Origin of the sequence: Rhodococcus sp. IEGM 1406 (genome assembly GCF_030056745.1) — a bacterium.
Lineage (GTDB): Bacteria > Actinomycetota > Actinomycetes > Mycobacteriales > Mycobacteriaceae > Rhodococcus_F > Rhodococcus_F erythropolis.
In genome coordinates this window covers 270,480-286,288 of the sequence record NZ_JASHKO010000004.1, presented here as the reverse complement: position 1 = coordinate 286,288, position 15,809 = coordinate 270,480, and the positions used below count along the sequence as shown (strand labels likewise).

Annotated in this window: 14 protein-coding genes and 1 riboswitch; of the genes, 12 read left to right on the top strand and 2 right to left on the bottom strand. The window is 63.8% G+C overall.

Going from position 1 to position 15,809, the window contains the following annotated elements; all coding sequences use genetic code 11:
• Positions 1–5: 5 nt before the first annotated feature.
• Positions 6–1,766, bottom strand: coding sequence for a DEDD exonuclease domain-containing protein (locus QM596_RS20125; protein WP_020908098.1), 1,761 nt, complete (start codon positions 1,764–1,766; stop codon positions 6–8).
• Between the two features lie 521 nt (positions 1,767–2,287).
• Positions 2,288–2,466: riboswitch (cyclic di-AMP (ydaO/yuaA leader) on the top strand.
• Positions 2,467–2,480: 14 nt separating this feature from the next.
• Between QM596_RS20125 and QM596_RS20120 the strand changes: the two genes are divergently transcribed.
• The 4 genes from QM596_RS20120 (at position 2,481) to QM596_RS20105 (ending at position 7,082) form a co-directional block, all read left to right on the top strand.
• Positions 2,481–3,038 carry a C40 family peptidase gene (locus tag QM596_RS20120; RefSeq protein WP_019748904.1) on the top strand — a complete coding sequence of 186 codons (558 nt, stop codon included), beginning with the start codon at positions 2,481–2,483 and terminating at the stop codon, positions 3,036–3,038.
• Positions 3,039–3,362: 324 nt separating this feature from the next.
• Positions 3,363–4,415: a C40 family peptidase gene (locus tag QM596_RS20115; RefSeq protein WP_020969878.1), complete on the top strand. Its 1,053-nt coding sequence runs from the start codon at positions 3,363–3,365 to the stop codon at positions 4,413–4,415.
• A gap of 74 nt (positions 4,416–4,489) precedes the next feature.
• Positions 4,490–5,848, top strand: a complete 1,359-nt coding sequence (locus tag QM596_RS20110) for a hypothetical protein (RefSeq protein WP_283309764.1) — start codon at positions 4,490–4,492, stop codon at positions 5,846–5,848.
• A gap of 106 nt (positions 5,849–5,954) precedes the next feature.
• Entirely contained in the window at positions 5,955–7,082 is a 1,128-nt protein-coding gene (locus tag QM596_RS20105; protein WP_283309763.1) for a glycosyltransferase family 4 protein, read from the top strand.
• A gap of 82 nt (positions 7,083–7,164) precedes the next feature.
• Here QM596_RS20105 and QM596_RS20100 read toward each other — a convergent pair whose 3' ends face one another.
• The gene (locus QM596_RS20100) at positions 7,165–8,976 is read right to left on the bottom strand and encodes an AMP-dependent synthetase/ligase (RefSeq protein WP_283309762.1); all 1,812 of its coding nucleotides are present in this window, start codon (positions 8,974–8,976) and stop codon (positions 7,165–7,167) included.
• A 159-nt stretch (positions 8,977–9,135) separates the two neighbouring features.
• Between QM596_RS20100 and QM596_RS20095 the strand changes: the two genes are divergently transcribed.
• From QM596_RS20095 to QM596_RS20060, 8 genes are all read left to right on the top strand, one after another.
• Complete coding sequence (locus QM596_RS20095; protein WP_070796866.1) at positions 9,136–9,522, top strand: SRPBCC family protein; 387 nt, start codon at positions 9,136–9,138, stop codon at positions 9,520–9,522.
• A gap of 63 nt (positions 9,523–9,585) precedes the next feature.
• A complete protein-coding gene (locus QM596_RS20090) occupies positions 9,586–10,023 on the top strand; it encodes an SRPBCC family protein (protein ID WP_019748898.1) in 438 nt (145 codons plus the stop codon).
• Positions 10,024–11,292, top strand: coding sequence for an ArsA family ATPase (locus QM596_RS20085; protein WP_283309760.1), 1,269 nt, complete (start codon positions 10,024–10,026; stop codon positions 11,290–11,292).
• The gene (locus QM596_RS20080) at positions 11,289–11,684 is read left to right on the top strand and encodes a hypothetical protein (RefSeq protein ID WP_019748896.1); all 396 of its coding nucleotides are present in this window, start codon (positions 11,289–11,291) and stop codon (positions 11,682–11,684) included. The genes QM596_RS20085 and QM596_RS20080 overlap by 4 nt, the downstream gene beginning before the upstream one ends.
• A 124-nt stretch (positions 11,685–11,808) precedes the next feature.
• Positions 11,809–12,849, top strand: a complete 1,041-nt coding sequence (locus QM596_RS20075) for an ROK family protein (RefSeq protein ID WP_020969875.1) — start codon at positions 11,809–11,811, stop codon at positions 12,847–12,849.
• Between the two features lie 94 nt (positions 12,850–12,943).
• The gene (locus tag QM596_RS20070; protein WP_031331889.1) at positions 12,944–13,750 is read left to right on the top strand and encodes a lysophospholipid acyltransferase family protein; all 807 of its coding nucleotides are present in this window, start codon (positions 12,944–12,946) and stop codon (positions 13,748–13,750) included.
• A 66-nt stretch (positions 13,751–13,816) separates the two neighbouring features.
• On the top strand, positions 13,817–14,308 hold the full coding sequence (locus QM596_RS20065; protein ID WP_003941683.1) for a polyadenylate-specific 3'-exoribonuclease AS: 492 nt from the start codon (positions 13,817–13,819) through the stop codon (positions 14,306–14,308).
• Between the two features lie 90 nt (positions 14,309–14,398).
• Positions 14,399–15,784 (top strand): class II 3-deoxy-7-phosphoheptulonate synthase, encoded by a 1,386-nt coding sequence (locus QM596_RS20060; protein WP_283309757.1) that lies wholly within the window; start codon positions 14,399–14,401, stop codon positions 15,782–15,784.
• The last annotated feature ends 25 nt before the right edge of the window (positions 15,785–15,809 follow it).

Below are 15,809 nucleotides of genomic sequence, written 5' to 3'. Positions count from 1 at the left end.
TTACGTCATCGATGTTCGGATTCGGTACCGGCCCGCGCGAGTCGGCACCAGGCTTCCCACTTGCCGGCGCCGCCCGCAGGTTCGACGTAGCCGGATGTCGCCGACACGATTCGGACACCGTCCGATGCGAGCCACCGTGCGATCAGGCCCAGTTCTTCGGGTGACGCGCCGCGGAACGGTGCGTCGTCCGGTAGGACGGTTTCGGCTGCCGCGGTGATGGCGTCGACGACGGGCATCGGGTGAGTTCCACGTCTGGCGAGCCCGGCGGACGCGAGACGTCCGGAACGGATCACCGACAGCTCCCAGCCGCCGTCCCCGGTGGGACGGGCGAGAATCAGTTGTTCGATCGCCGCGACTGCTGCAAGTCGCTGAGTGCGCCGCACTGCGGTAGAGACTGCGACCGTTCGGTCACGCAGACGAGCAGCATTCTCGAACAACGCGTGTTCGGACAGCTCGTCTATTCGCGCCTGCATTTGTTGGAGGGGAGCGTCGTTGGTTCCCCGGAAGAATCCACGCACAGTCTCAGGGGCGGCCGCGTAGTCCTGCGCAGTGAGTTCCGGTGCCCAGGAGGCGGGACACGCCCCCAGTTCGCGAGCGGGGCAGTCAGGGCCGTGAACGGCGCCGCGCCCGAGACGTTTGGTGCACGTGCGTAGGCGGCTGAACTCTGCGACGGTGTCGGCGACTTCGACTGCGTCGCCGCGAGAGGTGAACGGGCCGATCGAATCGGCCGTAGGCGTGCGAACCACGGACAGTCTGGGAAACGCCTCGTCGGTGAGAGTGATCCACCATCCTCTTTTGGGGAATTTGGAGCGACGGTTGTACGGGGGTGCATGCGCGCTCAGTAGGCGTAGTTCACGCACCCCTGCCTCGAGCGCATGGGCGCACTCGACGTGGTCCACACGGGTGGCGAGCGCGACCATTTCCTTCATCCGGCCGCGGGTCTCCGAACCGGTGAAGTAGTTGCGGACGCGGCGTCGAAGGTCGGTAGCAGTTCCTATATAGAGGGCTTCGTCCGAAGGGCCTCGGAAAAGGTAGACACCCGGGCTTCGCGGCAGGTTTGCGGCGAAGGACCGTTTGGCCCGCTGATGTGAGGAAATGTTGGGCAGGTAGTCGACGAGTTCGCTGTAACTGTGGACGCCTTGGTTCCCGACTCTGTCGATCAACCCGTGTAGGACGTCGACGGTCGCACGCGCGTCGTCGAGCGCGCGGTGCGTCGGTTGGGTGGTCACCTGGAAGAGATGGGCGAGTGCGGAGAGTTTGACCGAAGGCGCCTCGTCGCGGGTGAGCACGCGTCTGGCGAGCTTCACAGTGCACAGCACACGGAACGACGGCCACGGGCGTGCGCTGCGTGACGCCGCTGCTTTGAGGAAGCCGATGTCGAAGGGCGCGTTGTGTGCCACCAGCACCGCACCCTCGGCGAATTCGAGAAAAGCGGGTAGGACACGTTCAATGGGAGGTGCGCCGATCAGCATGGCGGTGGTGATTCCGGTCAGTTCGACGATGTACGGCGGAATCGATCGGCCGGGATCGACGAGTGTTGCCATTTCACCGAGCACTTCGCCACCGCGGATCTTGACGGCGCCGATCTCGGTGATGGAGTCCTGGTCGGCGCTTCCACCTGTGGTCTCGAGGTCGACGACGACAAACGTCGTTTCGCTCAGCGGTGTGTCCAGCTCGTCGAAGCTCAGTTGCCGCCCGACGTCGAACTTCTCCCCGTCGCAGAACGGGGACGGAGACGGAAATTCTCGGGCCGAGGCGGGACTCACACCGCAGACAGTAGAAGGACCCCCCGACACGAATTCGAGAGTGCGTACGCGGAATCCGGCTCACTGCGACTTCCATTGGGAAAGCAACGGATTGACCCCCGACAAAAGTATGAGAGACGAGGATCACACTTGCGGTGGGAACTCGCGAACGCGGTCTCCTACCTACTTACCGGTAGGGCGATTCGTGAGGGTGTTGCTACGGCGATCAGTCGCCGAAACCGCCTGATTGATCGAAACGGGTTCTAGTTTCAAGTAATCGGCGTTGAACTGCATGGAAGATCGGATTGTCGGGTTTGGTGACCCTCGCCAGTGGGTAGCAAGCGCAGGTTTGCGGGCCAGGTGACCCTCGCCGAACAGACCTGTTGTTATCTCTTCGTGACCCGTCCGGCGTATCGCGGGCGCGGCAGCATGATTTCCGGCGAATCGGGCGCGATTGTCACGAAGCGGTCGACATCGTCGCGATCATTTCGTAACCTTCCTGAGACCTAACGAAGTCTTGCCGGACCAAACAGGACCGGCATCGTCAGGAACCGCCTAATCGGGATCTCCGCGAGGAACCCGAACCGGGAACCCAAGTTTCCACTGGGGTGAATCCCGCCTGGGGTGCAGCACGCATGATCGCTGCGGACCACGCGGGTAGGGCTGATCTTCCCAGCCCGAACCCGTCAGCTAACTCGGTCGGCGGATGAATGGAAGAAATGGAGCACCCCTTAAGTGGCGTCACAGAGTTTCAAGCGTTCAGCGCAGTTGGCAGTAGCCGGCGCGCTCGCAGTCGGAGCATTTGCTGCAACCGCTGCACCTGCCTCGGCAGACCCCATCACCATCCCCGGCGTCGGCACCTTCGAGGTTCCGGGCGTTTCTATTCCTCAGCTGCCGGTCATCCCGGGCATCACCGACATCGCACCGGCCGCTCCGGCCGCTCCCATCTCCAGTGTTGGTGAGCAGGCAGTTCGCGCCGCAGAGAGCAAGCTGGGCTCCCCGTACGTGTACGGCGCATCGGGCCCGGACGCATTCGACTGCTCCGGTCTGGTCCAGTGGGCATACAAGCAGGCCGGTCTGAACCTGCCTCGCACGAGCTACGACCAGGCCGCAGCCGGCGTTGCCGTTTCACAGTCCGATCTTCAGGTCGGCGACGTGATCTCCTTCTACGGCGGATCGCACTCGGGCATCTACGCCGGCAACGGCAATGTCATCCACGCGTCGACCGCTGGTCAGCCCGTGAAGCTCGCACCGGTGTCCTCGATGCCGTACGACGGTGCTCGCCGTTACTGATTTCTGAACACGCTCGACGGCTGTCTCCGGTAGACAGTCGGAACGATCCGCCGCTGCAAGGCGGCGGAGCTCGGGGGAGCTCCGGATCTTCGAATGTGGGCCTCGAATCTTTGATTCGAGGCCCACATTTTCGTTTCGCGACAATTCGCCCGGTACTTCACCCCGACACGCCTACCGGCGAGTAGACACAAACGTATGCCGTTCCGTAACCTTATCGAGACATTGCGCGGCCGAGACAGGTACTGTGGATAGTTGACAGCCAGCTAACAGATCGTCGACCGGTCCCGGTCGACGTCGCTTCACCGAGACGGAGAGTTGCATTCCGTGGTTTCATCGAAAAACAACAGTCGAGTACGCGCCGCATTGACAGTGGGAGTGCTGGCGTTCGGACTCGTCGCAGGGCCTTCGATGCAGGCCGGTGCCGACCCCGTCATCACCAACCCCACCGAGGCGCTCGACAAGCTCGGTGAACTCTCCCGGGTATCCGAGCAGACCAACGAAGCGCTGCACAACGCACAGATCGACCTCGACGCGAAGCTGGCGGTCGCGAATGATGCGGACGCGCGTTCGGCAGCCGATCAGGGTCTTCTCGACGCGGCTTCGGCACGTGTCGCCGAGTTCGCTCCGGCGGTAAACCGTATTGCCACAGCGAATTACCAGGGTGCGCGAACCAATCGCCTCTTTGCGTTGATGGTGAGCGACTCGCCGCAGCAGTTGCTCGATCAGATGTCTGCGCTCGACGTGATTTCCAACGACGCGGCGGTACAGGTCTCACAGTTCAACCAAGCCACTGCCGAAGCGCGTGCCGCCTCGGAAGCATCGAAGCGTTCGGCCGAAGAAGCGCGGACCGCCGCCGATCAAGCCCGCGCACTCAGTGACGATTTGCAGCGCAAGCAGAGTGAACTGCAGACGCAGATCGCCGACGTGACCAAAGCTTTCCAGAGCCTCACCGACGACGAGCGTAACCAACTTAGCGGTACGCCATTCCCGCCGGATGTCGATCTCAGCAAAATTCTAGCTAACTTGACGCCTGGTTCGGGTGCTGCTGCTCTGCAGGCAGGCCTCACGCGGATCGGTGACCCGTATGTCTGGGGCGCGACCGGCCCGAACGAGTTCGACTGCTCAGGTCTGGTCGTATGGGCCTACAAGCAAATCGGGAAGACTCTGCCGCGTTCGAGCCAAGCGCAGGCGCAGGGCGGTGTACCGGTGTCGAGGGACCAACTACAGCCCGGTGACGTCGTGACTTTCTACAGCGACAACTCGCATGTCGGCATCTACGCCGGCGACGGAAACATTCTGCATGCGTCGACGTTCGGCGTACCGGTGAAGGTTCAGTCGATGGCAGGCATGGAGTTCTCCACTGCGCGTCGTTACTGACGGCTTGCTGCGCCCGAGCGGCGTGTGGCCAGCCGCCGTGAAGCGTCGAGTCGAGTTCTCCTACACTCGGCACCGTGCCGACTGAACCGATGACGACGCCCGACGTCGGCGCAGATCGACCACGCCGTTGGGAGTATCCAGCCCTCGTGGCGCTCGGCGTTGCCGTGGTGCTCGTTCTAGGGTTGACGATCTTCCTGACGAACAGGTCCGATTCCGACGAAAATGCGGCCAGTGAGCAGGACGCCGAACGCACCGCGCAGGTACAAGCATTTCTCGATGCATGGGCTGCGGCGCAGATGTCCGACGATCCGTCGGGGCTGGCGAAGTTCGTCGACAGTGCTGCGGCACCCGGTGTGCTCGAAGCGGAAGTTCGGCGAGCCACCGCTGCGGGAGCGCTCGATTTCTCCGACTGGGGATACGAGATTCCCAGCGGCGGCCTGACACCGGCGCCGCGAACCGGTGCACCGGACGGAGACGTCGAGGTCTGGAATGCACAGGTTCTGTTGCGCTACGCCCTCGACGGCGTTGACGCATTGCCCACTCGCAAGGCAGTGTCCATGACGCTCGCGAAACGCGGAGATCAGTGGTCGGTTCTTGCGGACGGGTCGATCGTCGGACTGGACGGAGCCCGAACGGCGGGCGAATCCTGGAACGGCCCTTGGGACTTCGGGCCGCTGGCCGTCGCCGAAAATGCCGCGGGCAATGCACTCGTGATCGGTCACCCGGGTCAGCAGGCGTTCGTCGACGCTTTGGCGGCCGATGTGGACTCAGCCATCGAAAACACGACGCAGTTGTGGGGGCCGTGGTGGTCCGAGCGCGCGGTGCTCATGGTGGCGGGGTCCGCGGAGGAGTTCACCGCACTGGTCGGCTCCCATCACGACGGCGCTTCGATTGCCGCAGTGTCGGTCGCGGATGCAACGGCGGACGGGTCTTCCGACGTGAGCGGCCAGCGGGTGGTCTTCTCACCTGCCGCGGCTTCGAGGCTGACCGACATCACCAGGCGAACGGTGTTGCGCCACGAGCTCATGCACATAGCCGCCCGATCGAAAACCCGCGACGGGTCGCCGATGTGGGTGTTGGAAGGGTTCGCCGAATACGCGGGAAACCGTGGATCCTCGCGGGCCTGGGGTGAGATAGCGCCGACTCTGGCAGCAGCGGTCCGCGCCGGCGATACTCCGACCGAGTTTCCGGACGACACACAGTTCGGCGGAGTCCCGGTCGTGAGTTCACTGGCGTACGAATCGGCGTGGTCTATCAACGCGTATATCGCTGATCGATTCGGCGAGGCGAAGCTGACCGACCTCTTTCGCGCCCTCGCCTCCGGAAAGATGACGGCCGAAGACCTCGACTCGCGGATCCGAGCGGTCCTCGGCGTCGGAACCGAGGAACTGCGAGTCGGCTGGGTCGACTGGACCAACAGCCATCTGGGCTGAGCGGTTTGCGGCTGGACGTTCGACTCGGCGAGGTGAGCTTCGCAAGTCTCGAAGCACTGCGTGCCCTTGTCACGACTCGAAGCACAGCGTGCCCTACGGTGGACGGATGCGCCGGACCCTCTTGGTGACCAACGATTTTCCTCCTCGCCCCGGAGGTATCCAGTCTTATCTCCACACGTTTGCCGGGCACCTGCCGGCGGACAAGTTGGTGGTGTACGCACCGCGGTGGCGGGGCGACTCGCACAAGAAGTTCGATGCGGCACAGCCTTTCGAGGTCGTTCGGCACCCGACGACACTGATGCTGCCGTCGCCCTTTGTCGCTCGTCGGGCCGCGAAGCTGGTCAAGAAGCACGACTGTGAGTCGGTGTGGTTCGGTGCGGCAGCGCCCTTGGCGCTGTTGGCGCCGGTTGTTCGACGCGCCGGAGCGAGCCGAGTGATCGCGAGTACTCACGGCCACGAGGTCGGGTGGTCGATGATTCCCGGTGCGCGGCAGTCGTTGCGTGTGATCGGCGATCACACGGATGCGGTGACGTTTGTCAGCAAATACACCCGTGGACGGTTCTCGGCGGCTTTCGGCCCGCAAGCGGCGCTCGAGCACCTTCCGTCCGGAGTGGACACGTCGGTGTTCCACCCGGACTCGGTCGCCCGCGCAGAACTGCGCAAGCGATACGGGCTGGGGGAGCGGCCCACGATCCTGTGCCTGTCGCGGCTCGTGCCACGCAAGGGGCAGGACATGCTCATCAAGGCGCTGCCGACCATTCGCAAGAGCGTCGACGGGGCGGTACTGGTGATAGTCGGCGGTGGACCGTACGAGGACCACCTCCGTCAATTGACACGTAAGACCGGGATGGACGATCACGTCGTCTTCACCGGCACAGTGCCCGCCGCAGAGTTGGCGGCTCACCACACGATTGGCGACGTGTTTGCCATGCCGTGTCGCACGCGAGGCGCGGGATTGGATGTCGAAGGACTGGGAATCGTCTACCTCGAGGCCTCGGCGACCGGCGTTCCGGTCATCGCCGGCCGCAGTGGTGGCGCTCCGGAAACCGTGCAGCAGAACAAGACCGGGCTCGTAGTCGACGGCACCTCTGTTCGGGACGTCGCCGAATCCGTGATCGAGGTGCTGTCCGATCGTGATCGAGCGGCCGCGATGGGAGCAGCCGGCCGGGAGTGGGTTGCCGAAGACTGGAAGTGGGACACGCTCGCTTCGAAGCTGCGTAATCTGCTCGGCTGAGCCACCGGGACTCGAACGCAAACGGCCCGCACCGAATTCGGTGCGGGCCGTTCGTTGCTGCGAGAAGCTGCTTGCCGAAAACCTACTTGGCGTAGATCTTTTCGATGTCGGCGGCAAAGCTCTCGTGCACGACGTTGCGCTTGAGCTTCATCGTGGGCGTGAGTTCGCCTGTGTCCTCGGAGAAGTCGACCGGAAGAATGCGGAACTTCTTGATCGCCTCGGCGTGTGAGACGAGCTTGTTGGCCTCGTCGATGGCGTCCTGGATTTCACCGACCAGCTCGCCGTCCGAAACCAGGTCGGCAGCTGTGGTTCCCGCGGCCTTGTTGTTGCGCTCGTTCCAGGCGGGAAGTGCCTCGGCGTCGATGGTGATGAGAGCGCCGATGAAAGGCTTCTGGTCGCCGACCACGATGGCCTGGCTGATCAGGGGGTGTGCGCGAAGGGAATCTTCGAGCTGAGCGGGGGAGACGTTCTTGCCGCCTGCCGTGACGATGATTTCCTTCTTGCGACCGGTGATCGTGATGTAGCCGTCCTTGTCGACGGTGCCCAGGTCTCCGGTGTGGAACCAGCCGTTCTCGATCGACTCGGCGGTCGCCTTCTCGTTGCGCCAGTAGCCGGTGAAGACCACCGGTCCCGAGAGGAGGATTTCGCCGTCTTCGGCAATGCGAACGGAGTTGCCGGCCAACGGCTTTCCGACAGAGCCGACCTTCTGTGCGCCGATGGTGTTGACGGCGAACGCTGCGGTGGTCTCGGTCAGTCCGTAGCCCTCGTAGATCGTGACGCCGATACCGCGGAAGAAGTGGCCGAGTCGAGCGCCCAGGGGTGCACCACCGGAAATGGCCAGCTGGCACTGTCCACCGAGTGCAGCGCGCAGCTTCGAGTACACGAGCTTGTCGAAGAGTGCGTGCTTGGCCTTGAGAACGATGCCCGCGCCGCCCTTGTCCTGAGCCTCGCTCCACGCGACCGCGGTGTCTGCGGCCGCGTCGAAGATCTTGCCCTTGCCGTCACCGTGCGCCTTGGCGCGTGCGCTGTTGTAGACCTTCTCGAATACGCGCGGCACCGAGAGGATGAAGTCGGGCTTGAACTCGCCGAACGTCGGAACGAGGTTCGGGATGTCGCTCGTGTGTCCAAGCGCTGCACCGGCATCGAACGACGCGATGCTGACTGCGCGAGCGAGAACGTGCGCGAGCGGCAAGAACATCAGGGTGCGAACGCCGGGAGCCTTGAGCAGCGTCCCGAGGTTGGAGTCGAGGATGCCCTTCGACTCCGCAATGAGGTTGGAGTGCGTCAGCTGGCAGCCCTTGGGTCGGCCAGTGGTGCCCGAGGTGTAGATCAGGGTCGCGGGATCGGAGGCCTTCAGTGCAGCGACGCGGGCGTGGACGTCCTCGTCGGAGATGTCGGCGCCCAGTGCGGTCAATTCCTCGACGACACCCTTACCGCCCGCCGCGGCATCGATCTGGTAGACCGTGCGCAGCGCGGGTGCGGCTGCGGCGACGTCCTTCACGGTCGCGGCGTGAGTGTCGTTCTCGACGATGAGGTCGATTGCTTCTGAGTCCTCGAGAATCCAACGAACCTGCTCGGCTGCGGAGGTTTCGTAGATCGGAACCGTCACGCCACCGGCTGCCCAGATGGCGTAGTCGACGAGCGGCCATTCGAAACGCGTCGCCGACATGAGGCCGACGCGGTCGCCCTGCTTGACGCCGATCGCGATGAGGCCCTTGGCGACTGCAGTCACCTGGGCGGCGAAATCGCCTGCAGTGACATCGACCCATGCATTTCCGACTTTGCGCTTGTAGACAACCGCCGCCGGCTTCGTCTTCGCGAAGGCGAAGACCGAGTCGACCGCGGAGGCATCCTCGGGAATGGTGAACGTCTGGGGTGCGCTGAACTCAGGCACGAAATACCTCCGACACTGCGAAATACTGACGAGTAGGGTTTTCGTCTCCTACTGTAGTCGCATGTCCGACGCAGTTGTGGCCAGGCTTACAGTCTGTCCGGTATGTAGTGTTGCGACACCCCTCGACGCTTCGCCGACGCGATATGTGAAGCTACTTCGGTGAGCAGCATTCAGGTCGCAGACCAGACTTTCATCGCCGCCCCGCCCGAGCGGGTCGCCGAACTGTTGTCCTCGCGCGCGCGGTGGCGTCGCTGGTTCAGTGATCTTGCGCTCGAAGTCCGGGAAGATCGCGGTCCCGCAGGATTCCGTTGGGGAGTGTCCGGTCAGCTGGTCGGCACCATGGAGGTGTGGCTCGAACCGGTCATGGACGGGACGATCGTGCACTACTTCCTGCACTGTGAACCGGTCGGCGTATCACCGTCGGATCTGGCGAACCTCGACCTCGCCGGGATGAACCGAAAGCGTCGGGTCGACGGCAAGGTCATGTCCTTCCAGCTCAAGCGCGAACTCGAAGCAGGACGTGCCGCCGGGGTAGCACCGGACTGATAATCGAAGTAGTGCTCGTTGTGCAGGTTCTGGACTTTTGACGAAGGAAGGTAGCGCAGTCGTATGGCCGAGAAGACCAAGGGGTTGATCAGCATCGACGCCCCTGCCGACGCCGTGATGGACGTCATCGCCGATTTCGCGCAGTACCCCGAATGGGTGGCCGCGGCGAAGTCCGTCGAGGTGACGGCGCCGGGGCAGGGCGGCCGCGCGGACCGAGTGCGTTTTGTCCTCGACGCGGGGATGGTGAAGGACACCTACGAACTGCAGTATTCGTGGGCGCCGGACGGTATGGCGGTGAGCTGGGAGCTGATCTCGGGTGAGATCCAGAAGTCCCAATTCGGTTCGTACACACTCGAGCCCGGCCCGAACGGCACCACCTCTGTCACCTACGAGTTGACGGTCGACCTGACGATTCCGATGATCGGTCTCTTCAAGCGCAAGGCCGAGAAGATCATTACCGACACAGCTCTGAAAGAACTGAAGAAGCGAGTCGAGGGCTGAGTGCCGGAGCAACGATCTCGCGTCCAACTGTTCGTCGGTAAAGGCGGAGCAGGCACGACGACGCTTGCCTCGGCGACGGCTGTGTCGGCTGCGTCCGACGGGGCACGAGTGCTTTTGGTGTCGATCGATCAGGCAGGTTCTCTCGCGGATGTCGTGGGCGTGCCGGCGCTGCGAACGACTACACCTCTCGCCGAGCGCCTCGACGTCCGGCAACTCGACACTTCCGAGCTCCTCGAGGAAAAGTTCCGAGGACTGTCGGGATTGATCGATGCTGCAGGAAATTTCGGAGCGGGAGATCACGAACACGGTTCGTCGTTCGAGGGGTTGGAACCGGAAGAGTTGACGGGATCCCTGGGGATCCAAGACATACTCGGACTCTCCGAGATCGTCGATATCTCGAGCAGCGGTGACTACGACCTCGTGATCGTGGACTGTCCGGCCGCAGCCGAAGCACTGCGGATCCTCGGGTCTCCGTCGATGGTGTCGGAGTATCTCGAGCGATTGTGGCCGCGGCACAGGCGGATGGTCGCCGTGACGGGCTCGGACATGCGAGTGTTGCTACTCGTGTCCGTCATCGAACGCGTGCTCGCGTCGGTGGATCGAATCGCCGTTCACCTCTCGGATCGGGAGAACACCAGCGTGCGCGTTGTGACGTCGGCCGATGGCGTGTCGGCCGCGGCGACTCGCCGGACGTTGTCCGGTCTGGCTCTGGCCGGATTGCGAGTCGACGGGATTATGGTCAACAACCTTGTCCCGCAGTTCAACTCGTCGGCCGGGAAGGGTGTCGACGATTCGCCGGCGGCGCAGTGGCTTGCTTCGATCAGGGCGTCACAGGCACTCGTCGTCGACGATTTGCGTGGATCGACTGATGGAATGTCCGTCACAACGGTCGAGCGCGCCTGCGCCGAACCGGTAGGGTTGGCGGCTCTGGGCGAGATCGCGGCCACGTTCGAGGGTGGAACGGACACGGATTCGGACACCGTCGACACAATCGACGCTGTCGACACCGCGGACAACATCGTGGTGTCGTTGGAGTCGGGGGCCGGAGTCGATTCGGTGTACGTGATGCGGATGTACCTTCCGCTCGTGGATCCGTCGTCGTTGTCGTTGGGCCGGGTGGAGGACGATGTGCTGGTGGGAGCAGACGGCGTACGACGCAGAGTTCGTTTGGCGTCGGTGCTGCGTCGTTGTGTCGTGAACGGGGCGGAGTTGGACGGCAGTTACCTGATCATCCGGTTCAGCCCGGATCCCGCGGTGTGGCCAGTATGAGCGAAGAGCACGAGCGCCTCGTCGCGGAATTTCGTGCGCTGGCGGATACCGTTCTGACGCGCCTGGAACCGGTCTTGCAAAAGGCTGCAGCAGCGACGGCCGACGTTGCGGGTGACTCGGCGTCAGCGGACACGCAGCCGGTGTTCACTGGCTGCAGTTGGTGCCCGGTGTGCGCTCTCGCTGCACTGGTTCGCGGTGAGCACCACGAACTACTGGCGTTTCTCGCGGGTCACGCAGCGGCGTTCCTCGCATTGCTTCGCGAGATTCTCGACGAGTTTCTCGGGGGCCCGTCCGGCCCGGATCGCGGACCGGACAGCGGAGCGACGACGCCAGGTGCCGAGCGAACTCGAACGGCGGCATTTGTCCCGATCAACGTGACGGTCAAGGACTGACTTTGTACCCCGGGTAGAGCTAACGGCCCGCGATGAGCACAATCGACACAATGGTCACCGACGCACGAGGCACCGATACAGGGTGCGCACTCCAGCGGGCGCCGCTCGCGCGGGAATTGGCGCGATGAGCGCGCGCCGCTTGAAAGCGGTCTCCGACTCCACCATGGACGACATCTTGACGGTCGGCATCGACGTCGGCGGAACGAGCATCAGGGCCTCCGTCGTGGACGTCGACGGACAAGTGCTCGAGATGATTCAAGCCCCGACCCCGCAGTCCGCACGCGCTCTCGAAGACGGCCTCGATCGCGTCGTACGCGAACTGGTCACCCGGCACGAGGTGTCTGCCGTGGGGTTGGCGGTCGCCGGCTTCATCACCTCCGATCGAAGCTCGGTTCGGTTCGCGCCGCACTTGCCGTGGGTGGACGCGCCGGTGGGCAGTGACTTGAGTAAGCGGCTCGGATTGCCGGTCGTTCTCGAGCACGACGCCAATGCAGCGGCGTTCGCGGAGCACCGATTCGGCGCGGCCGCAGGTGGCCGCAATGTCGTGATGGTGGCAATCGGGACCGGAATCGGCGGTGCGCTGCTGATCAACGGTGAGCTGTACCGGGGGAGTCACGGCGTCGCCCCCGAACTCGGCCACATCCAGGTCGTGCCAGGCGGGCGTCAGTGTGCGTGTGGCAAGCGTGGGTGTTGGGAGCGCTATTGCAGCGGAACGGCGCTCGTGGACACGGCAATCGAACTGCTGGCCGCCGACCCGGCTGCGTCGACGGTTCTGGCGCGCGAAGTAGCGGTGGATCCGGGTTCCCTCACCGGTCGCCGGATCGCCAACGCCGCGCAGGACGGTGACCCACTCGCTCTGGCAACCATTGCCGAGTTCACACGTTGGCTGGCCGTCGGATTGGCGATGGTCGGGGACGTCTACGATCCCGATCTGGTCGTGATCGCAGGCGGCGTCGCGAGTTCTGCCCCACTGTTTCTCGACGACGCCCGTGAGCAGTACGCGACATTGTTGACCGGCGCGAAGCACCGCCCACTGGCACGAATCCGTTCGGCTCAACTCGGCGAAGCTGCGGGCATGGTGGGCGCCGCCGCATTGGCGCGTTCGGTAGTGCCTCAGGATCTCGGTGGGGTCGACGGCGCTGGAACCACGTCTGCCGGACTGTGATCGGGTCGATCCTCCAGGGGCGTGTGTAGCGGGGGTTACCGGTCGGCAGTAAGGTCGTACTCAGCGAAATTCAGCTGTGAATGGGAGGGACGCCGTGTGGTATTGGCTCTTCAAGTATGTGTTGCTGGGGCCGATTCTCTGGCTGCTCGGGCGTCCGACGGTCAAAGGTCACGAGAACATTCCGACTGACGGCGCGGCCATTCTGGCCAGCAATCACCAGGCGGTTCTGGACTCGTTCTACCTTCCGCTTCGCGTCAACCGCCGTATCACCTTCCTTGCCAAGAGCGAGTACTTCACCGGTTCCGGCCTGAAGGGCGCTTTCCAGAAGTGGTTCTTCACCGCGGTCGGACAGGTCCCCATCGACCGAACCGGCGCGGACGCGGCGCAGGATGCGCTCAACGCCGGTCTCAAGGTTCTCGGTTCGGGCAGTCTGCTGGGTATCTACCCCGAAGGAACGCGTTCGCCTGACGGTCGTCTCTACAAGGGCAAGACCGGAATGGCGCGCCTCGCGCTCGAATCGGGCGTCAAGGTGATCCCGGTTGCGATGGTCGGCACCGACAAGATGAATCCGATCGGCTCACGGATGTGGCGCCCAGCCAAGGTCACCGTGATCGTCGGTGAACCCATCGATTTCTCCCGCTTCGAAGGCATGGGCGGAAACCGCTTCGTCGAGCGGGCTGTGACCGACGAAGTGATGTACAAGCTGATGAAACTCTCCGGCCAGGAGTACGTGGACATCTACGCGGCGAGCCTCAAGAACCAGGCGCCCACGAAACCCGAAGCTGCCGTCGATGTTCCGGCGGAAGGCGGCGAGTCGGTTGTTGATCTCGTGGTCTCGGCCGAGTCGAAGGAGCCCGCGAAGACCGACAAGGATTCGCTCCCGGACGCACAGGCCAGCTAGAGATTTCCCACACCTGCCGCACGCGCATTGGCTCCAGAGCCTGCGCGTGCGGCATAGTTTTCGGACGTGCGCTACTTCTACGACTGTGAATTCATCGAAGACGGTCGAACCATCGATCTCGTGTCCATCGGCGTTGTCTGCGAGGACGGCCGAGAGTATTACGCGGTCTCGACGGAGTTCGATCCCGCCCGTGCCGGTAGTTGGGTGCGCAAGAACGTGCTGCCGAAGTTGCCGCAGCCTTCGTCGCCGCTGTGGAAATCACGCGAGAAGATCCGCGACGATCTTCTGAAATTCTTCGTTCCGCGGCCGATGGTCGTTCCGGAGCTCTGGGCGTGGGTAGCCGCATACGACCACGTCGCGCTGTGCCAGTTGTGGGGCGATATGACCGAACTACCGCAGTCGATGCCGCGGTACACCCGCGAACTCCGACAGTTCTGGGAAGACAACGGCAGTCCTGCCCTCCCGTCAGCGCCCGCCGACGCACACGACGCACTTGCCGACGCCAGGCACAACCTCGTGAAGTTCGACGCGATTTCGGCAGCACGTTCACTTCGCTGACTCAGGTTTCGGTGCGCGAGAAGTGTCCCGATTGGGCTGCGATCGAGAGCCTGTGTGACGCGCCGACGGGCGAGCGAATATCCTGTAGAGGTGAACTGGACTGTCGACGTGCCGATCGACCGCTTGCCCGAACTCCCGCCGCTGCCTACCGGACTGCGTAAGCAGCTCGACGAGGCACTCGCGAAGCCCGCTGCTCAGCAGCCCTCGTGGCCCGCTGACCAGGCGGCCGCCATGCGGACTGTGCTCGAGAGCGTGCCTCCCATCACGGTGGCCAGCGAGGTCGAGGCGCTGCAAGAGCGTCTCGCGCAGGTCGCGCGTGGTGAAGCATTCCTGCTCCAGGGCGGTGACTGCGCCGAGACATTTGCGGACAACACCGAGCCGCACATCAAGGGAAACATCCGCACGTTGCTGCAGATGGCCGTCGTGCTCACCTACGGTTCCTCGATGCCTGTCGTCAAGGTTGCTCGCATCGCCGGCCAGTACGCCAAGCCGCGTTCTGCCGACATCGACTCGCTGGGGCTCAAGTCGTACCGCGGCGACATGATCAATTCGCTCGTCGCCGACGAGGCAGTCCGTGCGCACGATCCTTCGCGTCTGGTGCGCGCATACGCCAACGCCAGCGCCGCGATGAACCTGGTTCGCGCGCTCACCGGCGCCGGTATGGCCGATTTGCACAAGGTGCACGACTGGAACCGCGAGTTCGTCGCAGCTTCGCCCGCGGGCGCACGTTACGAGCAACTGGCAGCCGAGATCGACCGCGGCCTGCAGTTCATGAACGCGTGTGGCGTCACCGATCCGAGCCTGCACCAGGCACAGATCTTTGCCAGCCACGAGGCCCTGGTTCTGGACTACGAGCGCGCGATGCTGCGTCTCGACAACGATAGCGACCACCCCAAGCTCTACGACCTGTCGGCCCACTTCCTCTGGATCGGTGACCGCACCCGTCAGCTCGACGGCGCGCACATCGCCTTCGCCGAGTTGGTCTCCAACCCGATCGGCCTCAAGATCGGTCCGAGCACCACGCCGGAAATGGCGGTGGAATATGTCGAGCGTCTCGACCCCACCAACAAGCCGGGTCGACTGACTCTGATCTCGCGCATGGGCAACGGCAAGGTCCGCGACCTGCTGCCGGCGATCATCGAGAAGGTCCAGGCCACCGGCCACCAGGTCATCTGGCAGTGCGATCCGATGCACGGCAACACCCACGAAGCCTCCACCGGGTACAAGACGCGCCACTTCGATCGCATCGTCGACGAGGTTCAGGGCTTCTTCGAGGTCCACAACGGCCTCGGCACGCATCCGGGTGGTATCCACGTCGAGCTGACCGGTGAGAACGTCACCGAGTGCCTCGGCGGCGCGCAGGACATCTCAGATCTCGATCTCGGTGGTCGCTACGAGACGGCGTGCGACCCCCGATTGAACACCCAACAGTCGTTGGAGCTCGCGTTCCTCGTGGCCGAGATGCTGCGAGGCTGAACCCCTGCTTCGCCGAAGCTGATTC